Below are 17,632 nucleotides of genomic sequence, written 5' to 3' on the forward strand. Positions count from 1 at the left end.
ATCATGCCGATTGCGGACTGCACGGTCCATGATGCCCGGAGCGGCAACCGGCTTTTTGCACGGGGGCGTGCTGCCTAACGTGGCGGCCTCTCCCCACGGATCACCGCGATGAACGCTGCCCTTTCCCTTGACCGCGCGCCGGCCCTGCCGTCGGTACAGCGGTTGCTGCAGCAGGTCCACCCACAACGCCTGGTCGGCGCGGTGGTGCTGGTGCGCGAGCACGGCGTGCTGCGTCATGCCAGCGCCACCGGCCTGGCTGATCGCGAGTCGGCCACGGTGATGCGCCGCGACCAGCTGTTCCGGCTGGCATCGGTGAGCAAGCCGCTGCTGACCACGGTGATCCTGCGCCTGGTGGCCGAAGGTGTGCTGGACCTGGATGCGCCGGTACAGCGCTGGTTGCCGGACTTCCGTCCGGCGCTGGCCGATGGCAGCACGCCGCCGATCAGCCTGCGCCAACTGCTCAGCCACAGCAGCGGGCTGGGTTACCGCTTCCTCGAAGCCGATGCGGATGGCCCGTACGCACGGGCCGGCGTCAGCGATGGCATGGATGCGAATCCGCTGACGCTGACCGACAACGTGCATCGCATCGCGCAGGCGCCGCTGTTGTTCGCACCAGGCAGCCAATGGATGTACTCGCTGGGCGTGGATGTGGCAGGTGCCGTGGCCGAAGCCGCGACCGGTGAAACCCTGCAATCCCTTTACGCGCGCCTGCTGGCCGCACCACTGGGGCTGGCTGACACTGCATTCGCGACCACCGACGTGGCGCGGCTGGCCACGCCGTATGTGAGTGACGCACCGCAGCCGCATCGCCTGCAGGAAGGCGAGGTGGTCGCACCGTTCGAGGATACGGTCGGCATCGAGTACAGCCTCGCCCGTGCTACCGATGCCAGTCGTTACCCCTCGGCCGGTGCTGGACTGATTGGCAGCGCCGACGAGGTGATGGCGGTGCTGGAAGCACTGCGCGACGTACAGGCCTCGAATCTGTTGCCGCCCGCGCTGGTGGCGGAGATGGCCACTCCGCAGGTGGGCGAGCAGGGGCCGCCGGAGCCGGCCGGCTGGGGCTTCGGGCTGGGATTTGCGGTGCTGCGCGATGCCGCCGCCAGTGGCACGCCACAAAGCGAAGGCAGCTGGCGCTGGGGCGGTGCCTACGGCCACAGCTGGTTCGTTGATCCCGCGCGCGGGCTGAGCGTGGTGGCGCTGACCAACACCCTGTACGAAGGCATGGATGGCGCCTTCGTCGATGAACTGCGTGACGCCGTCTATGCCGATCTGGAGGCTGCGCGATGAGCGGCCATGCCATTGATGCGGCGAGTCCTGCCGGCGAAGCTACACGCCTGCCGTGGGCCGGCCTGCTGGCGCTTGCGGGTGGCGGCTTCATCACCCTGCTGACCGAGACCCTGCCCGCCGGTGTATTGCGGCCAATGGGCGAGAGCCTGGGTGTGAGTGATGCCGCGGTGGGCCAGCTGGTCAGCGTGTATGCGCTGGGATCGGTGATGGCCGCACTGCCGATGACCGCGTTGACCCAGCGCCTGCCACGACGCCCCTTGTTGCTGGCCGCCATTGCCGGCTTCGTGGTGGTCAACACGCTGACCGCCGTGAGCAGCAGCTATCCGCTGATCCTCGCCGCGCGCTTCCTTGCTGGCGTCTGTGGTGGCCTGCTGTGGTCGCTGGTGGCCGGCTACGCCGCTCGCATGGTGGTGCCGTCACTGCAGGGCCGCGCGATTGCAGTGGCGATGGTCGGTTCACCGCTGGCGCTGTCGCTGGGCGTACCGGCGGGCACGTTGCTGGGCCAGCAGATCGGCTGGCGCTGGGCGTTCGCGTTGATGAGCGTGCTGGGTGTCGGGCTGCTGGCGTACGCGCGCTGGACACTGCCGGCGTTGCCGTCTGCCGGTGCCGGCCAGCGCATGTCACTGGGCACGGTGTGGCGCATGCCCGGCGTACGCAGCGCGCTGGCGGTGATGGTGCTGTACGTGCTGGCGCACAACGTGCTGTACACCTACATCGAACCGCTGGCGGTGGACGCCGGTGCCGGTCCATGGCTGGACCGCCTGCTGCTGGCCTTCGGTGTGGCTGCCATCGTCGGTATCGGCATTGCCGGTTGGGGCGTGGATCGCCACTTGCGTGCGCTGGTGTGGGCGGCGGTGATCGGCTTCCTGCTGCCGGTGCTGGCCCTGCTGCTATGGCCGGGACAGGCAACGGCGCTGCTGCTGGCGACGATCCTGTGGGGCGTGGCGTTCGGCGCCGTGCCAACCCTGTTCCAGACCGCACTGGCACGTCGCGCGGGTGCTGCCGCGGATCTGGCGCAGTCGATGCTGGTGACCGGCTGGAACCTGGCGATTGCCGGCGGTGGCGTCGCCGGCGGCGTGCTGTTGCAGGCCAGCGGCCCGAGCCAGCTGGGCTGGCTGCCGTTGCTATTGCTGGCGGTGACCGTGGCGTGGCTGCTGGCACGGCCGAAGGCCTGGGCGTAGCTGTTGATCAGTGATGACGCGGTACCGGCCAGCGGCCGGCACTACCGTGGTCCACGTCATCCACGCATCGCGTGGATCCACCGAGCGCAGCGACCCGCGTTTGCTTTTGCTTTCTTCTGTTGATTCCGTGGTGGGACGCCGCCGGAACCTGTCAGAGGCCGGGGCGGTCGGGTTCGCGGGGGTGTCTGCGGCATGGATGCCGCGGCCAAGCCCCCATGGACGGGTTTACGGCGTCCCCCGCGAACCCGACCGTCCCGGCCAACCCCGGGATAGCCGTACGCGACCCACCACGAGGGGCTCCGCCGTTGGCCGTCCTACTCGATCCCCTCACGCTCGATCGGCACACTCCGCGGGTTCTGCATGTGCTCCCGCGCCGCGCCATAGCGCTGCTGCCGCTTCTGATGGAACACCACGAACTCATCCCGTGGCAGCGGCCGCGAGAACAGCCAACCCTGCGCGAACTCGACCTTCCGGGTATGCAGATACGCCAACTGTGCCTCGGTCTCCACGCCCTCGGCGACCACCCACAGGCCCAGCTCCTTGGCCATGTCGATGATGTGCGGCGTGACCGGACTGGTCGCACTCTCGGTGCCGATCGCATCGATGAACGACTTGTCGATCTTCAGTGCATCCAGTGGCAGCTGCTCCAGGTACTGCAGGCTGGAAAAGCCCACGCCGAAGTCATCGATCGCCACGCTGTGGCCGGCCCGGCGTGCCTGCGCCAGCATCGTGCGTGCGCGGTCCAGGTCGAGGAAGCCGTGCTCGGTCGCTTCCATCCAGATCTGCTGCGGCAGGATGCCGCTGCCGGCCATGTGCTTGGCGATCAACTTCAATGCACGACCACTGCTGATGTCCTCGGCGGCGAGATTGATCGCGATGTGCGCGCTGCGGTCGGCCACCAGCAGCTCGCGCATGTCGCGCACCACGTTCTCGATCACCAGGTCGGTGATCGCGCCGATCATGCCGGTCTCTTCGGCCAGGGGAATGAACAGGTCGGGGCGGACCTGGGTGCCATCCTGACGCTGCCATCGAATCAATGCTTCGGCGCCCACGCAGATGCCGGTATCCAGTTCGATGATCGGCTGGTAGTGCAGGTACAGCTCGCGGCGGCGGATCGCGGTGGCCAGTTCGCCGCGCAGCGACAGCCGGCGGCGCGACAGCCAGATCACCAGGCCGGCACCCACGGCAGCCATCAGCAACCCGAGCGGCACGTACAGCCATGCCTGCTGGCGGAAGGTGGCGGCCAGTGCCGTGCGTGGCGTGGTGGCGATCGCCAGCCATTCGCCATTGCGGGCGGTGGCGTAGAGGGTGTTGCGGTCAAGCCCTTCGCCCGGGTTGCGCAGCAGGGTCTCCAGCAGCGCCGGATCCATGCCGTCCTGCTTGGCCAGCAGGCGGCCGTCCGGGCTGGCCAGGGCCAGGCGCACGTTGGGGTCGGCGATGACATCGACGAAACGGCGCGGGTCGACCAGCACGTCGTAGGCGCCGTACAGGATCGACAGCACCTGGCGGCGCCCGCTGGTTTCGGGGCGCACGTCCACCGCGATGCCGGCCCCTTCGCTGGTCACATGATCGGCCTTGGGCTGCTTCACATCGGCCAGGAACGGGCCCCACGACGTGCAGCGCAGCGTGCCGCCTTCGAAATAGCCCATCTGGTCGATCGACGGCGTGGTCATCACCAGGGTCTGCATGCGCCGGATATGGTCCGGGCTGCACGGCACGTGGACGCCTGCCTCCGCCGACTTCAGCGCGGCCAGCGCGTCATGGTAGGACTGGTCGGAACGGCGCAGGGCGCGGCCGGCGATGTCGCGCAGGCGCTGCTGCTCGACACTGACCGCACGGTCCCAGGTGGCATAGGCCATCACCGCGATCGGCACAGCCGCGGCCAGCAGCGCCAGCGCGGTGCCACCAATGATGATGCGCAGGCGGCTCATGGCTGGAGCTCCGGCGGGGCAGGCAGGTCAGGGCGCATGGTCAGGGCCGGTCCTTGGGCAGGTGCGGCTATCTGAGCATGGCGCCGGGCCGGGCGGAATGGGACGAATCCGGTATTCGGTCACAATGTGGTGAAAGCGACCGCCATTGACGTAATCGGGCCATCCGGCGCTGGCGCTCCTGGCCGGGGAGGACTAACGTCGAACGCTTCGCCCGCCCCAGTCCACGCCCATGACCGAGCCCGCAACGCCCCCCGAGCACCTGCGCCGCAGCCTGTCCAACCGCCACCTGCAGCTGATCGCCATCGGCGGTGCCATCGGCACCGGCCTGTTCATGGGCTCGGGCAAGACCATCAGCCTGGCCGGCCCGTCCATCGTCTTCGTCTACCTGATCATCGGCGCGATGCTGTTCTTCGTGATGCGCGCGATGGGCGAGCTGCTGCTGTCCAACCTGCAGTACAAATCCTTCATCGACTTTTCCACCGACCTGCTAGGTCCCTGGGCCGGCTTCTTCTGCGGATGGACCTACTGGTTCTGCTGGATCGTCACCGCCATCGCCGATGTGATCGCCATTGCTGCCTATGCACAGTTCTGGTTCCCGGGACTGGAGGCCTGGATACCGGCACTGGCCTGCGTGATGCTGTTGCTGGCACTGAACCTGGTGACGGTGAAGCTGTTCGGCGAAATGGAATTCTGGTTCGCGCTGATCAAGATCGTGGCGATCTGTGCGCTGATCATCACCGGTGCGGGCCTGGTGGCGTGGGGCTTCACTTCGCCCAGCGGCCATACCGCCGCGCTGTCCAACCTGTGGAATGACGGCGGCATGTTCCCGATGGGCCTGGTCGGCTTCTTTGCTGGTTTCCAGATCGCGGTGTTCGCCTTCGTCGGCATCGAGCTGGTTGGCACCACCGCCGCCGAGACCGCCAACCCCGAGCGCAACCTGCCCAAGGCGATCAACTCGATCCCGGTGCGCATCATTATTTTCTACGTGCTGGCGCTGATCGCGATCATGGCGGTCACCCCGTGGCGCCAGGTGGTGCCGGACAAGAGCCCGTTCGTGCAGCTGTTCGTGCTGGCCGGCATCCCCGCCGCGGCCAGCCTGATCAACTTCGTGGTGCTGACCTCGGCCACGTCTTCGGCCAACAGCGGCATCTTCTCCACCAGCCGCATGCTGTACGGCCTGGCCGAGGAAGGCCACGCGCCGCGCGGGTTGTCGAAATTGTCACGCGCCGCAGTGCCCGCCCGTGGCCTGCTGTTCTCCTGCCTGTGCCTGCTCGGCGGCACGCTGCTGATCTACCTGATCCCCAACCTGGTGACCGCCTTCACCCTGGTCACCACGCTGGCGACGGTGCTCTTCATCTTCGTCTGGTCGCTGATCCTGGTGGCCTACATGGTCTACCGTCGCCGCTACCCGGAGCGCCACGCCGCCTCGATCTTCAAGATGCCCGGTGGCGTTGCGATGTGCTGGGCCTGCCTGGTGTTCTTCGCAGGCGTGCTGGTACTGCTGAGCCTGCAGGCCGACACCCGCCAGGCCCTGATCGCTAGCCCGGCGTGGTTCGTGCTGCTGGGTGTGGGGTACTGGGTGCGTCGGAGGACCGCGAAGTGATCCAACGTCTTCGTTCCATCGATTGATCCATCGTCTCCAGACGTTTCATCCACGCATGGCGTGGATCTACTGTCAGCCGCAGGGAACTATCGAAGGCGGGGTGGGTCCGCTGGCGGGAGTCTCCGCGGCATGGATGCCGCGGCCAAGCCCCCAGGGATGGGTTTACGGCGTCTCCCGCCAGCGGACCCACCCCGCCTCCCAGCAGGAAATCGGCAGTTGCCGTTGCTGTTGAGGTTGCCGGCCAGCGGCCGGCACTACCGCAGGTGCAGGGCGCAGCCCTGCCAAATCCCCCATTCACTCGGTGTTAGCGGGCGCGGCCGGATTATCCGGCCGCCATGTCCCGCCACCCCCTCCTGCTCGCGCTGTTGCTGCTGCCCAGCCTGTGGCCCAGGCTGGCCGCCGCGCGCACGGTCTACCGCTGCGTGCAGGGCAACACCGTCAGCCTGGCCACTGCTCCCGAACCCGGCTCGCGCTGCACGCCGAAGGAGATCGACGACAACGCTGTCCAGGCCCCGAACCTGTGGGGCAACATGGGCGTGTTCAGTGGCGTGCTGTACGAACGCGAGCAGGACGGCGCGCTGGTCTATTCCACCCGCAACCTGCCCGGTTCGCGGGTGTTCCTGAAGTTCACCGTGGCCACGCCGCCGGGCGAGCCCGCGCACGAAGGCCTGGGCAAGGTCGGCAAGCCGCAGCTGGCGCAGCATGCCAAGCAGTTCAAGGCCGCTGCCAAGGCCACCGGCGTGGATGACGCATGGTTGCGCGCGATCGCCCACGCCGAAAGCAATTTCGACGCGCTGGCGGTCTCGACCAAGGGCGCACAGGGCGTGATGCAGCTGATGCCGGATACCGCGCAGGAGTACGGGGTGAGCGATCCGTTCTCGCCGCAGCAGTCGATCGATGGCGGCGCCCGCTACATGCGCGCGCTGCTGCGCCGCTACAACGGTGATCGGCCACTGGCCGCCGCCGCCTACAACGCCGGCATCGGAGCGGTCACCCGCTACAAGGGCGTGCCGCCCTATGCCGAGACCCTGGCCTATGTGGACAAGGTGATGGCCCTGTATGCGCGCTACCGTGAAGCGATGGGCATCCGTACCGAAGTGCCCGCGCGATAGGCTGGCGGTGCTGGATGTGTCGTGTAGAGCCGGGCCCATGCTCGGCTCATGGTGCCGGCAGCCGAGCATGGGCTCCGCTCTACAGGGCGTCTGCTCAGCGTGAGGTCGCGCTGCCGACCAGTTCGTAGCGTTCGACGCGGCCGACGCGGGTGATTTCTGCCTGCACGTCGGCGCGCTGCTTCAGCGCACGCCAGGCCGCATCGATCTTCACGTCACCCGGCAGCGACGGATAGGTACGCATGTCCTGCAGGCTGGCCAGTGTTTCGCCACGCTCGACGGGGGAGCGCAGTTGTTCGATCAGCACGGCGGCCGCGCCATCCAGATTGCCCTCGTCCAGCAGCATTTCGCGATGGAACAGGCGGGCGTCATCGCCCTCGGCGAGGATCGCCGCGCGAGCGACGTCCATTGCCTTGGCATCGCCACGTTCGCGCGCGGCGGCAAACTGCAGCAACGCCTGTGCTGCCTTGCCGTAGCCGCCGAGGCCCGGCATGTCATTCACCGCTGCGGTGGCGTCCTGCAGGCGGCCCAGCGAGCTGAGCACGAAGCCGACGTTGAACTGGTGCTCGGCGCCATCCGGGCCCAGCGCACCGATGCGCGCAGCCAGCTTCGCGGTGGCCAGCGCGTCGTCGGTGCGTCCCAACCGACGCAGCGCGGTGAACCGGCTGTTGAGCAGCCACGCGACCCATTCGGCTTCGGCCGCCGACGGGGATTCACCTTCGGCCGCTGCGCGGGCCATGCCATCGGTCAGGGCCAGGACTTCCTCGTTGCGGTCGAGCATCAGCAGCGTATTGCTGAACTCTGCCATGCGCGCGTCCAGGGCGCGGTCGAGCAGGCCGGACACGCGCAGCTCATCGAGATGCTTCTGTGCGGCCTGCACCGGATCGAAGCGTGCATCGCCGCGGTCGACATAGCGATCGAAGCGCTTGTCACTGCGCAGGCGGATGATTTCGGCCGGGCCATTGATGCGTGCCAGCGTGGCCGGGATGCCGTCGCCGCGACCGTTGTCGGCCTGCAGCGTGGCCAACGCCAGCCACAGCCCGGTCGGCTCCACGCCACCGCCTTTCCAGCCGTTGTCGAACAGTGCCTGCAGCAGTTCCATGCGTCGCTGTGGCTGGTCGCGCAGGCGGTACTGCAGGTAATTGATCGGCTGGCGCTCGATCGGCAGCGGGCCCTCGGCGTGCTTCAGTGCCTGCACCAGGTACCGGGTAGCCGGAGCCGGCTGGTTTTCGGAAAGTTCCAACGACACCAGGGTCAGCAGGATCTGTGCATCGTCCGGCAACGATTCCTGCGCCTGCTGCAGATAGCGCCGGGCCTGTGCCGGCTTCTTCTGCATCAATGCGGTCCAGCCCGCTACCTGCGCGGCGCGACCACGATGCTCGGCATCGAAATCATCCAGCAGCGGATCTTCCATCAGCTGTTCCATGGCGATCAACGCGCCCAGCGTATTGCCGCTGCGTGACTGCTGGATCGCTTCGTCCCAACGGGTGGCATAGGCCGTATGCACCGCGTCGCTGGTGACGGACGGCTTCTGTGGCGCCACCGCGATGGAGGCGGAGGCAGGGGCAACCGACAGGGCGGCGAGCAGCAGGGCAGTGAGGGGGAGAAGGCGGGGCATGGAGATTCTCCATCCGTGGGAAGAGCATTGAACCTGCTGCAGCCAGCGAGGACAAGCGCGATGGATGGAACTCTGGCGATCAGGAGTACGTTTGGCCATGGCGGATCGCGCGCGCAGCGTCTATCGTCGGTGCCTCTTCAGATTGCAGGCAGAGGCAACGCAGCACGATGGCACGGTGGCAATGGATGGCGGCGGGGGTCGCGTTGGCAACGGCGGTGGCATTGGCCGCGACCTGGTGGGATTCACCGCTGCAGACCTTGGCTGAACCGGCAGGCCCGGCGCCCACGCCGCTGGCCTGGACCGCACAGATCGAGATGCTGGCCGGCGATGGTCATCCCGGTGACCGCGATGGTGCGTCCGCGCAGGCCCGCTTCGCCGATCCCCATGCGTTGCTGCGCAGTGCCGACGGCAGCATCTACTTCACCGATGCCGGCGACAACAACCGCATCCGCCGCCGCCTGCCGGATGGCCGCATCGAGACCGTGGCCGGGCAGGGCGAGGGGCGCATCGACGGCCCTGCACTGCAGGCCAGTTTCAATACGCCCTCGGGCATCGCCGCCGATGCGCAGGGCAACCTGTACGTAGCCGACACCGGTAACCACGCGATCCGCCGTATCGGCACCGATGGCCAGGTGACCACGCTGGCCGGTGGCGAGCAGGGTTACGCCGATGGGCCGGCCGCGCAAGCGCGCTTCGATGCACCGATGGGCATCGCGGTGGACGCGCAGGGCCAGGTCTATGTGGCCGACACCTTCAACGACCGCATCCGGATGATCGGTACCGACGGCAACGTGCGTACCCTGGCCGGCGGCGAGCGCCCGGGGTTGGCCGATGGCCTGGGCGTCGCGGCGCGCTTCGATACGCCGGTGGCGCTGGCCTTCGATGCCCATGGCGCGCTGCTGGTGGCCGACCTGTTCAACAACGCGGTGCGTCGCGTCGGTGCCGATGGCACGGTCAGCACGCTGCTGGGCGATGGCGGCGTGATCAATGGGCCGCTGTCGCTGGCCACCACGCACGACGGCGTGCTCTACGTGGGTGACCTTGATGGCCGCATCGTGCAGGTAACACCGCAGGGCCACCAGATCGCACTGGTGGGCAACGGCCGCCTGCCGCGCCTGGCCCGGCCCAGCGGTCTGGCGATGGATGCCGACGGCAGTGTGCTGGTCGCCGATTCCGCCAGCTATCGCCTGCACCGCCTGCGCCCGCTGCCAGTGGGTGATTTGCCGGCACCGGCGCTGGTCGGGCCCGCTGCCGATGCAGCGTTGCCGGACACCGGTGGTCGCTGGCCATTGGCACCGCAGGACGGCTGGCATGAAGTGGTCGGCACGCTGGGCGAGGTGCGCGGCAACTTCAAGGGCGAGAGCCGCCACCACCTGCACGGCGGTTTCGATGTGCGCGGCGATGTCGGCCAGACCGTGTTGGCGATCGCCGATGGCAAGATCAGCAGCCCGGTAGCGGCGTGGAGCCTGGGGGGGCAGGCCGAGGGCCTGGCAGTGGACCGCCTCAAGTACATCCACATGCGGGTCGGCCGCACCCCGCGCGACCAGCCGTTCGATGCGCGCTGGCAGGCGTTGTACGACGAACAGGGCAAGCTGGAGCGGATGCGCGTGCGTCGCGGCACGCGCATCCACGTCGGCGATCGCCTGGGCAGCATCAACAACCAGGCGCACGTGCACCTGGCGGTGGGCACCGGCGGCTTCGAAACCAACGCCGTGGCGCTGGGCTTCCATAACTACGCCGACCACTTCGCACCGCGCATCACCGATGTCGCGCTGCTGGACGACAACGACCAGCCGCTGGCGGCGGGCAGCGACGGCGTGGTGATGCTGGCGCGGCAGGGACGTGGCGTGCAGATCGTGGTCGAGGCGTGGGACCAGGTTGACAACAACCTGTCGCGGCGCCGGCTGGGCATGTACCAGGTGGGCTACCAGATCCTCGATGCCGGCGGACAGCCGCTGCAGGGCTATGAGCAGCCGCGCTGGAACATCGTGTTCAACCGCATGCCGCCGCAGAACGAAGCGGTGCGCGTGGCCTATGCGCCGGACAGCGGCATCACCGTGCATGGCAGTGCGGTAACCCGCTTCCGCTACCTGGCCACCAACACCGTGCGTGATGGCCTGATGGAAACCGGGCGCTGGCAGCCGGCGGCATTGCCACCGGGCGAGTACACCGTGCGCGCCAGCGTGCGCGACTACAGCGGCAACGAAGGCGTGGGTCCGCGCGAGATCAGAGTACGGCTGCTGCCATAGCCGCAGCCGGGGCGCCGCAGCGTTCGCGCTCGGCGTCCATGTCTTCCAGCGGCCGCACTTCGATGCTGCCGAAGCGCGCCCACGGGAAGTCGCGGGCGACGCGCATGGCTTCGTCGCGGTCGCGGGCGACGATCAGGTTGAAACCGGCCAGCAGTTCGCGGGTTTCGGCGAACGGGCCATCCAATACACGGCTGTGGCCATCGCGCACGCGCAGGGTCTGCGCGGTGTCGACCGGCTGCAGCTTCTGCGCGGCAAGCAGCGTGCCTTCGGCCTGCAGCTTGTCTGCGTGGGCCAGGCAGTCACGCATCAGCGCGTTGAATTCTTCGGTGGGCAGGGCCTGGAGCAGGGCAGGCTCGATGTAGATCAGAAGCAGGTACTGCTGCATGGCACGGTCCTGGCGGGGGCGGGGTGTCCATGATGGCGCAGGTTTGCCTGCGGGCATGCTGCAGCGCGAAAAGCCGCCTGCGGCGGGCGATCGGCGAACGGCGGAGCCCCTCCGTGGTGGGGTTGGGTTGGTCGCTGAAAGCTGGGTTTCAGAGGGTGGGTCGGGCGGGTGGGATTGGCGGGGACGCCGTGAATCCGTCCCTGGAGGCTTAGCCGCGCCATCCATGGCGCGGATACCCCGCCAATCCCACCCGCCCGACCCCTGACAGATTCCGGTCGCCGAACCACCACGGGAAATCAACAACAAGAGCGAAAGCGGGTCGCTTCGCTCGCAAAGCCGAGGCCGCCAGCCAACCGCCGTTGCTGTTGCTTTTGCTTTTGCTTTTGCTTTTTTTCTTGATCTTCCCGTGGTGGAACGGAGACAGGAACTTGTCCAAGGCCGCTTGGGTAGGCGGGGCGGGGGTGTCCGCGGCATGGATGCCGCGGCCAAGCCCCCAGGGACGGGTTTACGGCGTCCCCCGACCCGCCTACCCACCCAGCCAAACCCATGAACCCGAGCTTTTCAGCGACCAACCCAACCCCACCACGGAGGGGCTCCGCCGTTCGCCGACTCCCGCCGAAGGCGCGCTTTCCACGGAAGAAACAAGTTTTAGAGGACGTGTCGATTTCCAGCCCCCTGGTTCGTTGTACCCAGTGAAGGGCACGCACCACGCGTCCCCACGGGAGACCGCAATGAAAGTGATGGTGATCGTGAAGGCCAACGCCGACTCCGAAGCCGGCCGCATGCCCAGCGAACAGGAACTGTCCGAAATGGGCGCCTTCAACGAACAACTGGTGGCCGCCGGCATCATGCTGGCCGGTGAAGGCCTGCACGCCACCCAGCGCGGTCGCCGCATTCATTTCGGCAGTGGCGCGCCCAAGGTCGAGGCCGGTCCGTTTGGCCCCGCCAGCGAGCAGATCGCCGGCTTCTGGCTGTGGGACGTGCGTTCGCTGGATGAGGCCGTCGAGTGGGCCAGCCGCGCGCCGTTCAACAGTGGCGGCACGCTGGAGCTGCGCCCGCTGATCTCCGCCGAGGATTTCGGCGAGGCCTTCACCCCCGAATTACAGCAGCAGGAACAGCGTCTGCGTGCGCAGCTGGAAGGTTGACCCGATTCATTTCCCCCGCCGGGCATGGCCCGGCGCTACCACCCTGAAACCCACGACGGAGCATTGCCATGAAATTGATTCCCTTCCTCGGCTTCAGCGGCCAGGCCCATGAGGCGATGGCGTTCTATGCCAAGGCACTCGGTGGCCAGGTCACCTCGGAAATGAAGTACCGCGACATGCCGCCCTCCGATGGCTCGCCGGGCTGCAACGAGATGCCGCCGGAAACCCTGGACCACGTCGCGCACAGCCAGCTGGAAATCGGCAGTGCCATCGTGATGGCGGCCGACGGTCCCGGTGGTGGCGAGGGTGGTTCGACCACCATCAATGTCGACGTCGACAGCATCGAAGAAGCCGAACGCGTGTTCGCGGCGCTGGCCGAAGGTGGCCAGGTGCAGATGCCGATCGCTGAAACGTTCTGGGCGCATCGCTGGGGCATGCTGATCGATCGCTATGGCAAGCCGTGGATGGTCAACTGCATGAAGCAGCCGTGATTCCTGCCTCTTTCATCCACAAGGAGCTTCACCGATGAGTGCACCGCAACCGCAGATGATCTTCGTCAACCTGCCCGTGCAGGATCTGAACGCGTCCAAGGCCTTCTTCGCCGCACTGGGCTACAGCTTCAACCCGACCTTCACCAACGACGATGCGGCCTGCATGGTCGTCAGCGAGAGCATCTTCGTGATGCTGCTGACCCAGCCGTTCTTCGGGCAGTTCACCAACAAGGCGATTGCCGATGCGCACAGCCACACCGAGGTGATCACCTGCCTGTCGGCCGACAGCCGCAAGGCGGTGGACGTGATGGTGGACAAGGCACTCAAGGCCGGTGCCAGCGAACCGCAGCCGGCGCGCGACTACGGCTTCATGTACCAGCGCGGCTTCCAGGACCTGGACGGCCATCTCTGGGAAATCGCACACATGGACGGCGAGCCGGGCTGACGGCCGCCGCAAGGGAGAACCCTCATGGCTTACGTGGATGCTTACGTGCTGCCGTGCCCACAGGACAAGGTGGCGGCCTACCGCCGCCTTGCCCGCAAGGCCGGTGCGGTGTGGAAGGACCATGGAGCGCTGCAGTACATGGAATGCGTGGCTGACGATGTGGAACCGGGAAAGAGCACGTCGTTTCCGCGTGCGGTCAAGGCCAAACCTGGCGAAACGGTGATCGTCGCCTTCGTGGTGTTCCGTTCGCGCGCGGCGCGCGACCGTATCAACGCGAAAGTAATGGCGGACCCGCGGCTGGCATCGCTGGGCCCGAAGGACATGCCGTTCGATACCAAGCGCATGTTCTGGGGCGGCTTCAAGCCGATTGTTGAAGCGTGAGCTGCGGCGCTTGTGCGGGCCCGGCGTGCGTGCTGTGATCGGCGCATGCTCGAGCCCGCACTGACGCAGCGTCTGGAAACCCTCTGGCGGATGGAATCGCCGGTGTTGATCGCGCGCCTGGCGCGGCTGCTCGCGGGCGATGTCGGCCGCGCCGAGGAGCTGGCCCAGGACACCTGGCTGGCCGCGCTGGAGCGCTGGCCGGAGCAGGGCATCCCGGACAACCCCGGAGCCTGGCTGATGACCACTGCGCGCAACCGTGCCATTGATGTGCTGCGCCAGCACCAGCGGGTGGCGCAGCAGCATGCGCAATGGGGCGAGGAGCTGCATCCGGTACCCTTGCCGGCACCGGATGACAGCCAGGCGCTGGAAGATGATCTGGGTGACGACCTGCTGCGGCTGATGTTCGTGGCCTGCCATCCGGTGTTGCCGGCTGACGCACGGGTGGCGTTGACCCTGCGCCTGCTTGGTGGCCTGACCACCGTGGAGATCGCGCGCGCGTTCCTGCAGCCCGAGCCGACCATTGCGCAGCGCATCGTTCGTGCCAAGCGCACGCTGGCGCAGAAGCAGGTGCCCTATGAAGTGCCGCGCGCGGAGGCGATGCCCGAGCGGCTGGGGTCGGTGCTGGAGGCGATCTACCTGGTGTTCAACGAAGGCTATGCGGCCAGTGCCGGTGACGACTGGATGCGTCCGGCGCTGTGCGAGGAGGCACTGCGGCTTGCGCGCATCCTGGCGCACCGGCTGCCGGTGCCGCCGGTGCTGGGCCTGCTGGCGCTGATGGAGCTGCAGGCCTCGCGTGCCGCAGCACGGACCGATGCGCACGGCGCGCCGGTGCTGCTGGACCAGCAGAACCGTGCGCGCTGGGATTGGCTGCAGATCGGGCGCGGGCAGCAGGTACTGGCACGCGCGCTGGCAGCCGGTGGTGGCGATGATCCCTATGTGCTGCAGGCACGCATCGCGGCATGCCATGCGGCTTCGCGCCACGCCGAAGCCACTGACTGGCCGCGTATCGTCTCGCTTTATACACAGTTGCTGCAGGTGCAGCCTTCGCCGGTTGTCGCATTGAACCGGGTAGTGGCGGTGCTGCGCTGCGAAGGTGCCTTCGCTGCATGGGCACAGTTGCAGCCGTTGCTGGACGATGCGCGCCTGCGCGATTACGCACCGTTGCAGGTGGTGCGTGGCGAGGTACTACAGTCGTTGGGGCGCGAGCACGACGCACGTCACGCTTTTGCGGAAGCCGCCAGACTCAGCCAGAACCAGGCAGAGCGCGGACTGCTGCGGCAAAGGGCCGGTCTGCCCCCCGTGGAGTGACCCCGACGAAGGCAGCACTTGTCGGCGGGCGCGCGAGCCGTTATGTTTCGCGCCCAGTGGACGCATGCGCGTCTGCTTTCCGTGCGTATTGACCGAGGAGCGGTTGGATGTATTCAAGGACGAAGAGCGCATCGCGCGCTTTTGCGCGCCTGCTTGCCTGTGCCCTGTGCGTGGCCGTATGGCCGATGGCCGTGCAGGCCGCAGACAAATCGCAGCAGGCCTACTGGGCCGGTTTTGCCTATACCGCCGATGCCGCCGCCGTGCAGGCGACCACGCCGCATGCGCACGCGGTGCTGGAAAAGCGCGGCCTTATTCCACTCAACCAGACCCTGGTCCAGGCGCTCAAGCGCCGTGCGCCGGCCCACCTGGAGTTGATCGACCAGCCGGTCGCGATGCTCGACGGCACCACAAGCGCCACCGTGCTGGCCGCAGCACTGGATCGGGAGCTGGTGTCGGTCGAACCGATCGGCAACCAGTACAAGGTGCTGGTCGAGGTGGCGCTGCAGGCGCTGTTCTTCGACTTCCGCGAGCGCCAGGTGATCGCTTCCTATCCGCTCACCCTGCAGCGCATCGACGTGCAGGACTACCGTCCTGACAGCGACGATATCGACGCGATCGTCGCTGATCTGCTGTATGGCAACGCCAGCACCAGCCTGTCGCAGGTCCTTGCGGCCAGCCTGGCCCAGGCCAAGCTGCCGGATGCTGCGGTGCGCCGCCTGCAGGTGGGCGGTGTGACCCTGTCCGATGCAGTGCGGGCCAAGTTGCCGGACCCGAAGTGGGAAGCGCCGCTGCGCGCCACCCTGGCCCATGAACTGTCCAAGACGCTGTCGTCCAACACCGGTGTCGGCCTGCTGCCGCCGGCCTCGGGCCAGGCGATCGGTGGTGCAATGGCTGCACGCTTTGCCGACGGCAAGGTCTACCAGCTGAAGATTCCCGAGCCGGACTACGTCATCAACGTGCAGGTCGATGCGCTGAAGAACGGCGTCATCGAAGAAACCGCGGCGATGAAGACGATGCTGTTCGGCGCCTTCTTCACCGCCAAGGTGACCGAGCCGTTCTCCGGCAAGGTCTATTTCGAACAACCGCTGCGCAAGGGTGCCACCAAGGTGGTGCCGGTCACGCAGTGGCAGGTTGACCAGTGGTCGGCCAGCTACGAAACCCTGCTGGCCGGCTTTGATGCCTTCGCCGGCGCCGCCGCCAAGCGTGCCGATTCGCGCGCCTGGCTGGACGAGCAGAAGCCGGGCGGCCGCCCGTTGCAGCAGCAGACCCAAGCCCTCCAGGAGTTGATCAAGTCATGTCGTTGATGCGTACCATCCTGCTGTTCCTCATCGCCCTGGCGGTGGCCTCGCCGGTCGCCGCGCAGACCGCCAGCTCGCGTGGTACCGGTTCGGCCAGCTACAGCCTGCGCCTGAGTGCCGACACCCGCGCCCAGGCCATGAACAAGGCCAAGGTCAATGCGCTGGAGGCGTACATCGCTGAAACCGGTGCGGCCAAGCTGCGCCTGTTCGAAGCCCGTCGCGCCGAGTTCATCGGCGAGATCGACCGCTACGTGCTCAGCGCCGTGCAGCTGTCGGACACCGAAGACAAGAAGGCCAAGACCTACAGCGTCACCGTCCGCGCAGAGATCAATACCACCCTGCTGCAGACCAAGCTGGATGCTGGCTCGGCCGTTGCTGGCGCCACCGCTGCGCAGCGCTCGCTGTTGACCTTCCTGTTCATGGCACGCTCGCAGGACACCGTGCAGTCGTTCCAGGACAAGGAATACCGCCGCACCGACGTCAGCTCCAGCTACAACGAGAACACCCGTGAAGGCGACAGCTTCCGTGGCAACTCGGTCAGCACCAACGGCAGCATCAACCAGAATGCGTCGATGTCGGTCACCAGCGGCGGCAGCACCACCCAGCGCAGCGACAACATCAGCTGGAAGGTGGCCAATGCCGCCGAGGTCAACACCGCGATGACCGGTGCCTTCAGCGCCGCCGGCTACGAGGTGGTCGAAGCCGAATACGTGGAAGGCGAGTCGCGTGGCCTGCTCAGCATCGAGCGCATCCGCAAGGATTTCAGCACCGGCAACGATCTGTCTGCAGCCACCCTGCGTGACACCGCCAACGGCATCCGTGCAGCCAACATCCCGTATATCGCCGTCGGCACCCTCGACGTCGGCATGCGCGACCGCGACCCGGCCAGTGGCAACACCCGCGTGTTCGTTACCGTCACCGGCAAGGTGCTGGACGTGACCGGGCGCTTCCCGCGCACCGTGTCGTCGGTGGGTCCGGTGCAGTTCTCCGGTACCGGTCCGAATGAAACGGTGGCCCGCACCAATGCCCTGCAGCTGGCCGCCGAGAAGGCTGCCCAGCAGATGATCAACGAGCTGAACGTCAAGGCGGTTCGTTGACGTTACCGCTGCGCTCGCCGGGCATTGCCCGGCGCTACCGGCTCTGGTGGGTGCCGCGCTTGCTCGGCACTGACCCGCTGCAATACCCGTTCTTGCGCGCCGCA

16 protein-coding genes are annotated in these 17,632 nt (G+C 67.3%); 12 read left to right on the plus strand and 4 right to left on the minus strand.

Annotated elements, in window-relative coordinates; all coding sequences use genetic code 11:
• Positions 1 to 108: 108 nt before the first annotated feature.
• Both AC13GA_RS00495 and AC13GA_RS00500 read left to right on the plus strand, forming a co-directional pair.
• Entirely contained in the window at positions 109 to 1,287 is a 1,179-nt protein-coding gene (locus tag AC13GA_RS00495) for a serine hydrolase domain-containing protein (protein WP_482997343.1), read from the plus strand.
• Positions 1,284 to 2,468 (plus strand): MFS transporter, encoded by a 1,185-nt coding sequence (locus AC13GA_RS00500; RefSeq protein ID WP_046984495.1) that lies wholly within the window; start codon positions 1,284 to 1,286, stop codon positions 2,466 to 2,468. The genes AC13GA_RS00495 and AC13GA_RS00500 overlap by 4 nt, the downstream gene beginning before the upstream one ends.
• 314 nt (positions 2,469 to 2,782) lie before the next feature.
• On the opposite strand, the gene AC13GA_RS00505 is transcribed toward AC13GA_RS00500, so the two are convergent.
• The gene (locus AC13GA_RS00505) at positions 2,783 to 4,399 is read right to left on the minus strand and encodes an EAL domain-containing protein (RefSeq protein ID WP_295380931.1); all 1,617 of its coding nucleotides are present in this window, start codon (positions 4,397 to 4,399) and stop codon (positions 2,783 to 2,785) included.
• Between the two features lie 229 nt (positions 4,400 to 4,628).
• Here AC13GA_RS00505 and cycA point away from each other — a divergent pair, with 229 nt between their 5' ends.
• Entirely contained in the window at positions 4,629 to 6,002 is a 1,374-nt protein-coding gene (cycA, locus tag AC13GA_RS00510) for a D-serine/D-alanine/glycine transporter (RefSeq protein WP_136639950.1), read from the plus strand.
• A gap of 335 nt (positions 6,003 to 6,337) precedes the next feature.
• Positions 6,338 to 7,114: a lytic transglycosylase domain-containing protein gene (locus tag AC13GA_RS00515; RefSeq protein ID WP_426354499.1), complete on the plus strand. Its 777-nt coding sequence runs from the start codon at positions 6,338 to 6,340 to the stop codon at positions 7,112 to 7,114.
• A gap of 94 nt (positions 7,115 to 7,208) precedes the next feature.
• On the opposite strand, the gene AC13GA_RS00520 is transcribed toward AC13GA_RS00515, so the two are convergent.
• The gene (locus tag AC13GA_RS00520) at positions 7,209 to 8,729 is read right to left on the minus strand and encodes a tetratricopeptide repeat protein (RefSeq protein ID WP_482997344.1); all 1,521 of its coding nucleotides are present in this window, start codon (positions 8,727 to 8,729) and stop codon (positions 7,209 to 7,211) included.
• A 167-nt stretch (positions 8,730 to 8,896) separates the two neighbouring features.
• Between AC13GA_RS00520 and AC13GA_RS00525 the strand changes: the two genes are divergently transcribed.
• Positions 8,897 to 10,978: a gluconolaconase gene (locus tag AC13GA_RS00525; protein WP_482997345.1), complete on the plus strand. Its 2,082-nt coding sequence runs from the start codon at positions 8,897 to 8,899 to the stop codon at positions 10,976 to 10,978.
• Here AC13GA_RS00525 and AC13GA_RS00530 read toward each other — a convergent pair.
• Together AC13GA_RS00530 and AC13GA_RS00535 are read right to left on the minus strand one after the other, a co-directional pair.
• A complete protein-coding gene (locus AC13GA_RS00530; protein WP_049449291.1) occupies positions 10,956 to 11,363 on the minus strand; it encodes a YciI family protein in 408 nt (135 codons plus the stop codon). The two genes, AC13GA_RS00525 and AC13GA_RS00530, sit on opposite strands and share 23 nt — an antisense overlap.
• 208 nt (positions 11,364 to 11,571) lie before the next feature.
• A complete protein-coding gene (locus AC13GA_RS00535) occupies positions 11,572 to 11,799 on the minus strand; it encodes a hypothetical protein (protein WP_350259815.1) in 228 nt (75 codons plus the stop codon).
• A gap of 295 nt (positions 11,800 to 12,094) precedes the next feature.
• Between AC13GA_RS00535 and AC13GA_RS00540 the strand changes: the two genes are divergently transcribed.
• From AC13GA_RS00540 to AC13GA_RS00570, 7 genes are all read left to right on the plus strand, one after another.
• Positions 12,095 to 12,508, plus strand: a complete 414-nt coding sequence (locus AC13GA_RS00540) for a YciI family protein (RefSeq protein WP_049424778.1) — start codon at positions 12,095 to 12,097, stop codon at positions 12,506 to 12,508.
• Positions 12,509 to 12,576: 68 nt separating this feature from the next.
• Positions 12,577 to 12,999 carry a VOC family protein gene (locus tag AC13GA_RS00545; protein ID WP_005407887.1) on the plus strand — a complete coding sequence of 141 codons (423 nt, stop codon included), beginning with the start codon at positions 12,577 to 12,579 and terminating at the stop codon, positions 12,997 to 12,999.
• Between the two features lie 34 nt (positions 13,000 to 13,033).
• Positions 13,034 to 13,444, plus strand: a complete 411-nt coding sequence (locus AC13GA_RS00550) for a VOC family protein (protein WP_482997346.1) — start codon at positions 13,034 to 13,036, stop codon at positions 13,442 to 13,444.
• Positions 13,445 to 13,468: 24 nt separating this feature from the next.
• On the plus strand, positions 13,469 to 13,825 hold the full coding sequence (locus tag AC13GA_RS00555) for a DUF1428 domain-containing protein (RefSeq protein WP_032128771.1): 357 nt from the start codon (positions 13,469 to 13,471) through the stop codon (positions 13,823 to 13,825).
• Positions 13,826 to 13,870: 45 nt separating this feature from the next.
• Positions 13,871 to 15,133, plus strand: coding sequence for an RNA polymerase sigma factor (locus AC13GA_RS00560; RefSeq protein ID WP_482997347.1), 1,263 nt, complete (start codon positions 13,871 to 13,873; stop codon positions 15,131 to 15,133).
• Between the two features lie 107 nt (positions 15,134 to 15,240).
• Positions 15,241 to 16,437 carry a hypothetical protein gene (locus AC13GA_RS00565; RefSeq protein WP_136639236.1) on the plus strand — a complete coding sequence of 399 codons (1,197 nt, stop codon included), beginning with the start codon at positions 15,241 to 15,243 and terminating at the stop codon, positions 16,435 to 16,437.
• Positions 16,428 to 17,528, plus strand: coding sequence for a hypothetical protein (locus AC13GA_RS00570; RefSeq protein WP_136639237.1), 1,101 nt, complete (start codon positions 16,428 to 16,430; stop codon positions 17,526 to 17,528). Before AC13GA_RS00565 ends, AC13GA_RS00570 begins: the two co-directional genes overlap by 10 nt.
• Positions 17,529 to 17,632 lie beyond the last annotated feature (104 nt).

This window comes from Stenotrophomonas sp. 22DLJC03 (genome assembly GCF_056861405.1).

What these genes read in the sequence shown, in the direction of transcription:
- AC13GA_RS00520 (WP_482997344.1), bottom strand. Translation starts at nt 8,729, where the DNA reads ATGCCCCGCCTTCTCCCCCTCACTGCCCTGCTGCTCGCCGCCCTGTCG.
- AC13GA_RS00505 (WP_295380931.1), bottom strand. Translation starts at nt 4,399, where the DNA reads ATGAGCCGCCTGCGCATCATCATTGGTGGCACCGCGCTGGCGCTGCTG.
- AC13GA_RS00545 (WP_005407887.1), top strand. Translation starts at nt 12,577, where the DNA reads ATGAAATTGATTCCCTTCCTCGGCTTCAGCGGCCAGGCCCATGAGGCG.
- AC13GA_RS00525 (WP_482997345.1), top strand. Translation starts at nt 8,897, where the DNA reads ATGGCACGGTGGCAATGGATGGCGGCGGGGGTCGCGTTGGCAACGGCG.
- AC13GA_RS00500 (WP_046984495.1), top strand. Translation starts at nt 1,284, where the DNA reads ATGAGCGGCCATGCCATTGATGCGGCGAGTCCTGCCGGCGAAGCTACA.
- AC13GA_RS00530 (WP_049449291.1), bottom strand. Translation starts at nt 11,363, where the DNA reads ATGCAGCAGTACCTGCTTCTGATCTACATCGAGCCTGCCCTGCTCCAG.
- cycA (WP_136639950.1), top strand. Translation starts at nt 4,629, where the DNA reads ATGACCGAGCCCGCAACGCCCCCCGAGCACCTGCGCCGCAGCCTGTCC.
- AC13GA_RS00515 (WP_426354499.1), top strand. Translation starts at nt 6,338, where the DNA reads ATGTCCCGCCACCCCCTCCTGCTCGCGCTGTTGCTGCTGCCCAGCCTG.
- AC13GA_RS00540 (WP_049424778.1), top strand. Translation starts at nt 12,095, where the DNA reads ATGAAAGTGATGGTGATCGTGAAGGCCAACGCCGACTCCGAAGCCGGC.
- AC13GA_RS00550 (WP_482997346.1), top strand. Translation starts at nt 13,034, where the DNA reads ATGAGTGCACCGCAACCGCAGATGATCTTCGTCAACCTGCCCGTGCAG.
- AC13GA_RS00495 (WP_482997343.1), top strand. Translation starts at nt 109, where the DNA reads ATGAACGCTGCCCTTTCCCTTGACCGCGCGCCGGCCCTGCCGTCGGTA.
- AC13GA_RS00555 (WP_032128771.1), top strand. Translation starts at nt 13,469, where the DNA reads ATGGCTTACGTGGATGCTTACGTGCTGCCGTGCCCACAGGACAAGGTG.
- AC13GA_RS00570 (WP_136639237.1), top strand. Translation starts at nt 16,428, where the DNA reads ATGTCGTTGATGCGTACCATCCTGCTGTTCCTCATCGCCCTGGCGGTG.
- AC13GA_RS00565 (WP_136639236.1), top strand. Translation starts at nt 15,241, where the DNA reads ATGTATTCAAGGACGAAGAGCGCATCGCGCGCTTTTGCGCGCCTGCTT.
- AC13GA_RS00560 (WP_482997347.1), top strand. Translation starts at nt 13,871, where the DNA reads ATGCTCGAGCCCGCACTGACGCAGCGTCTGGAAACCCTCTGGCGGATG.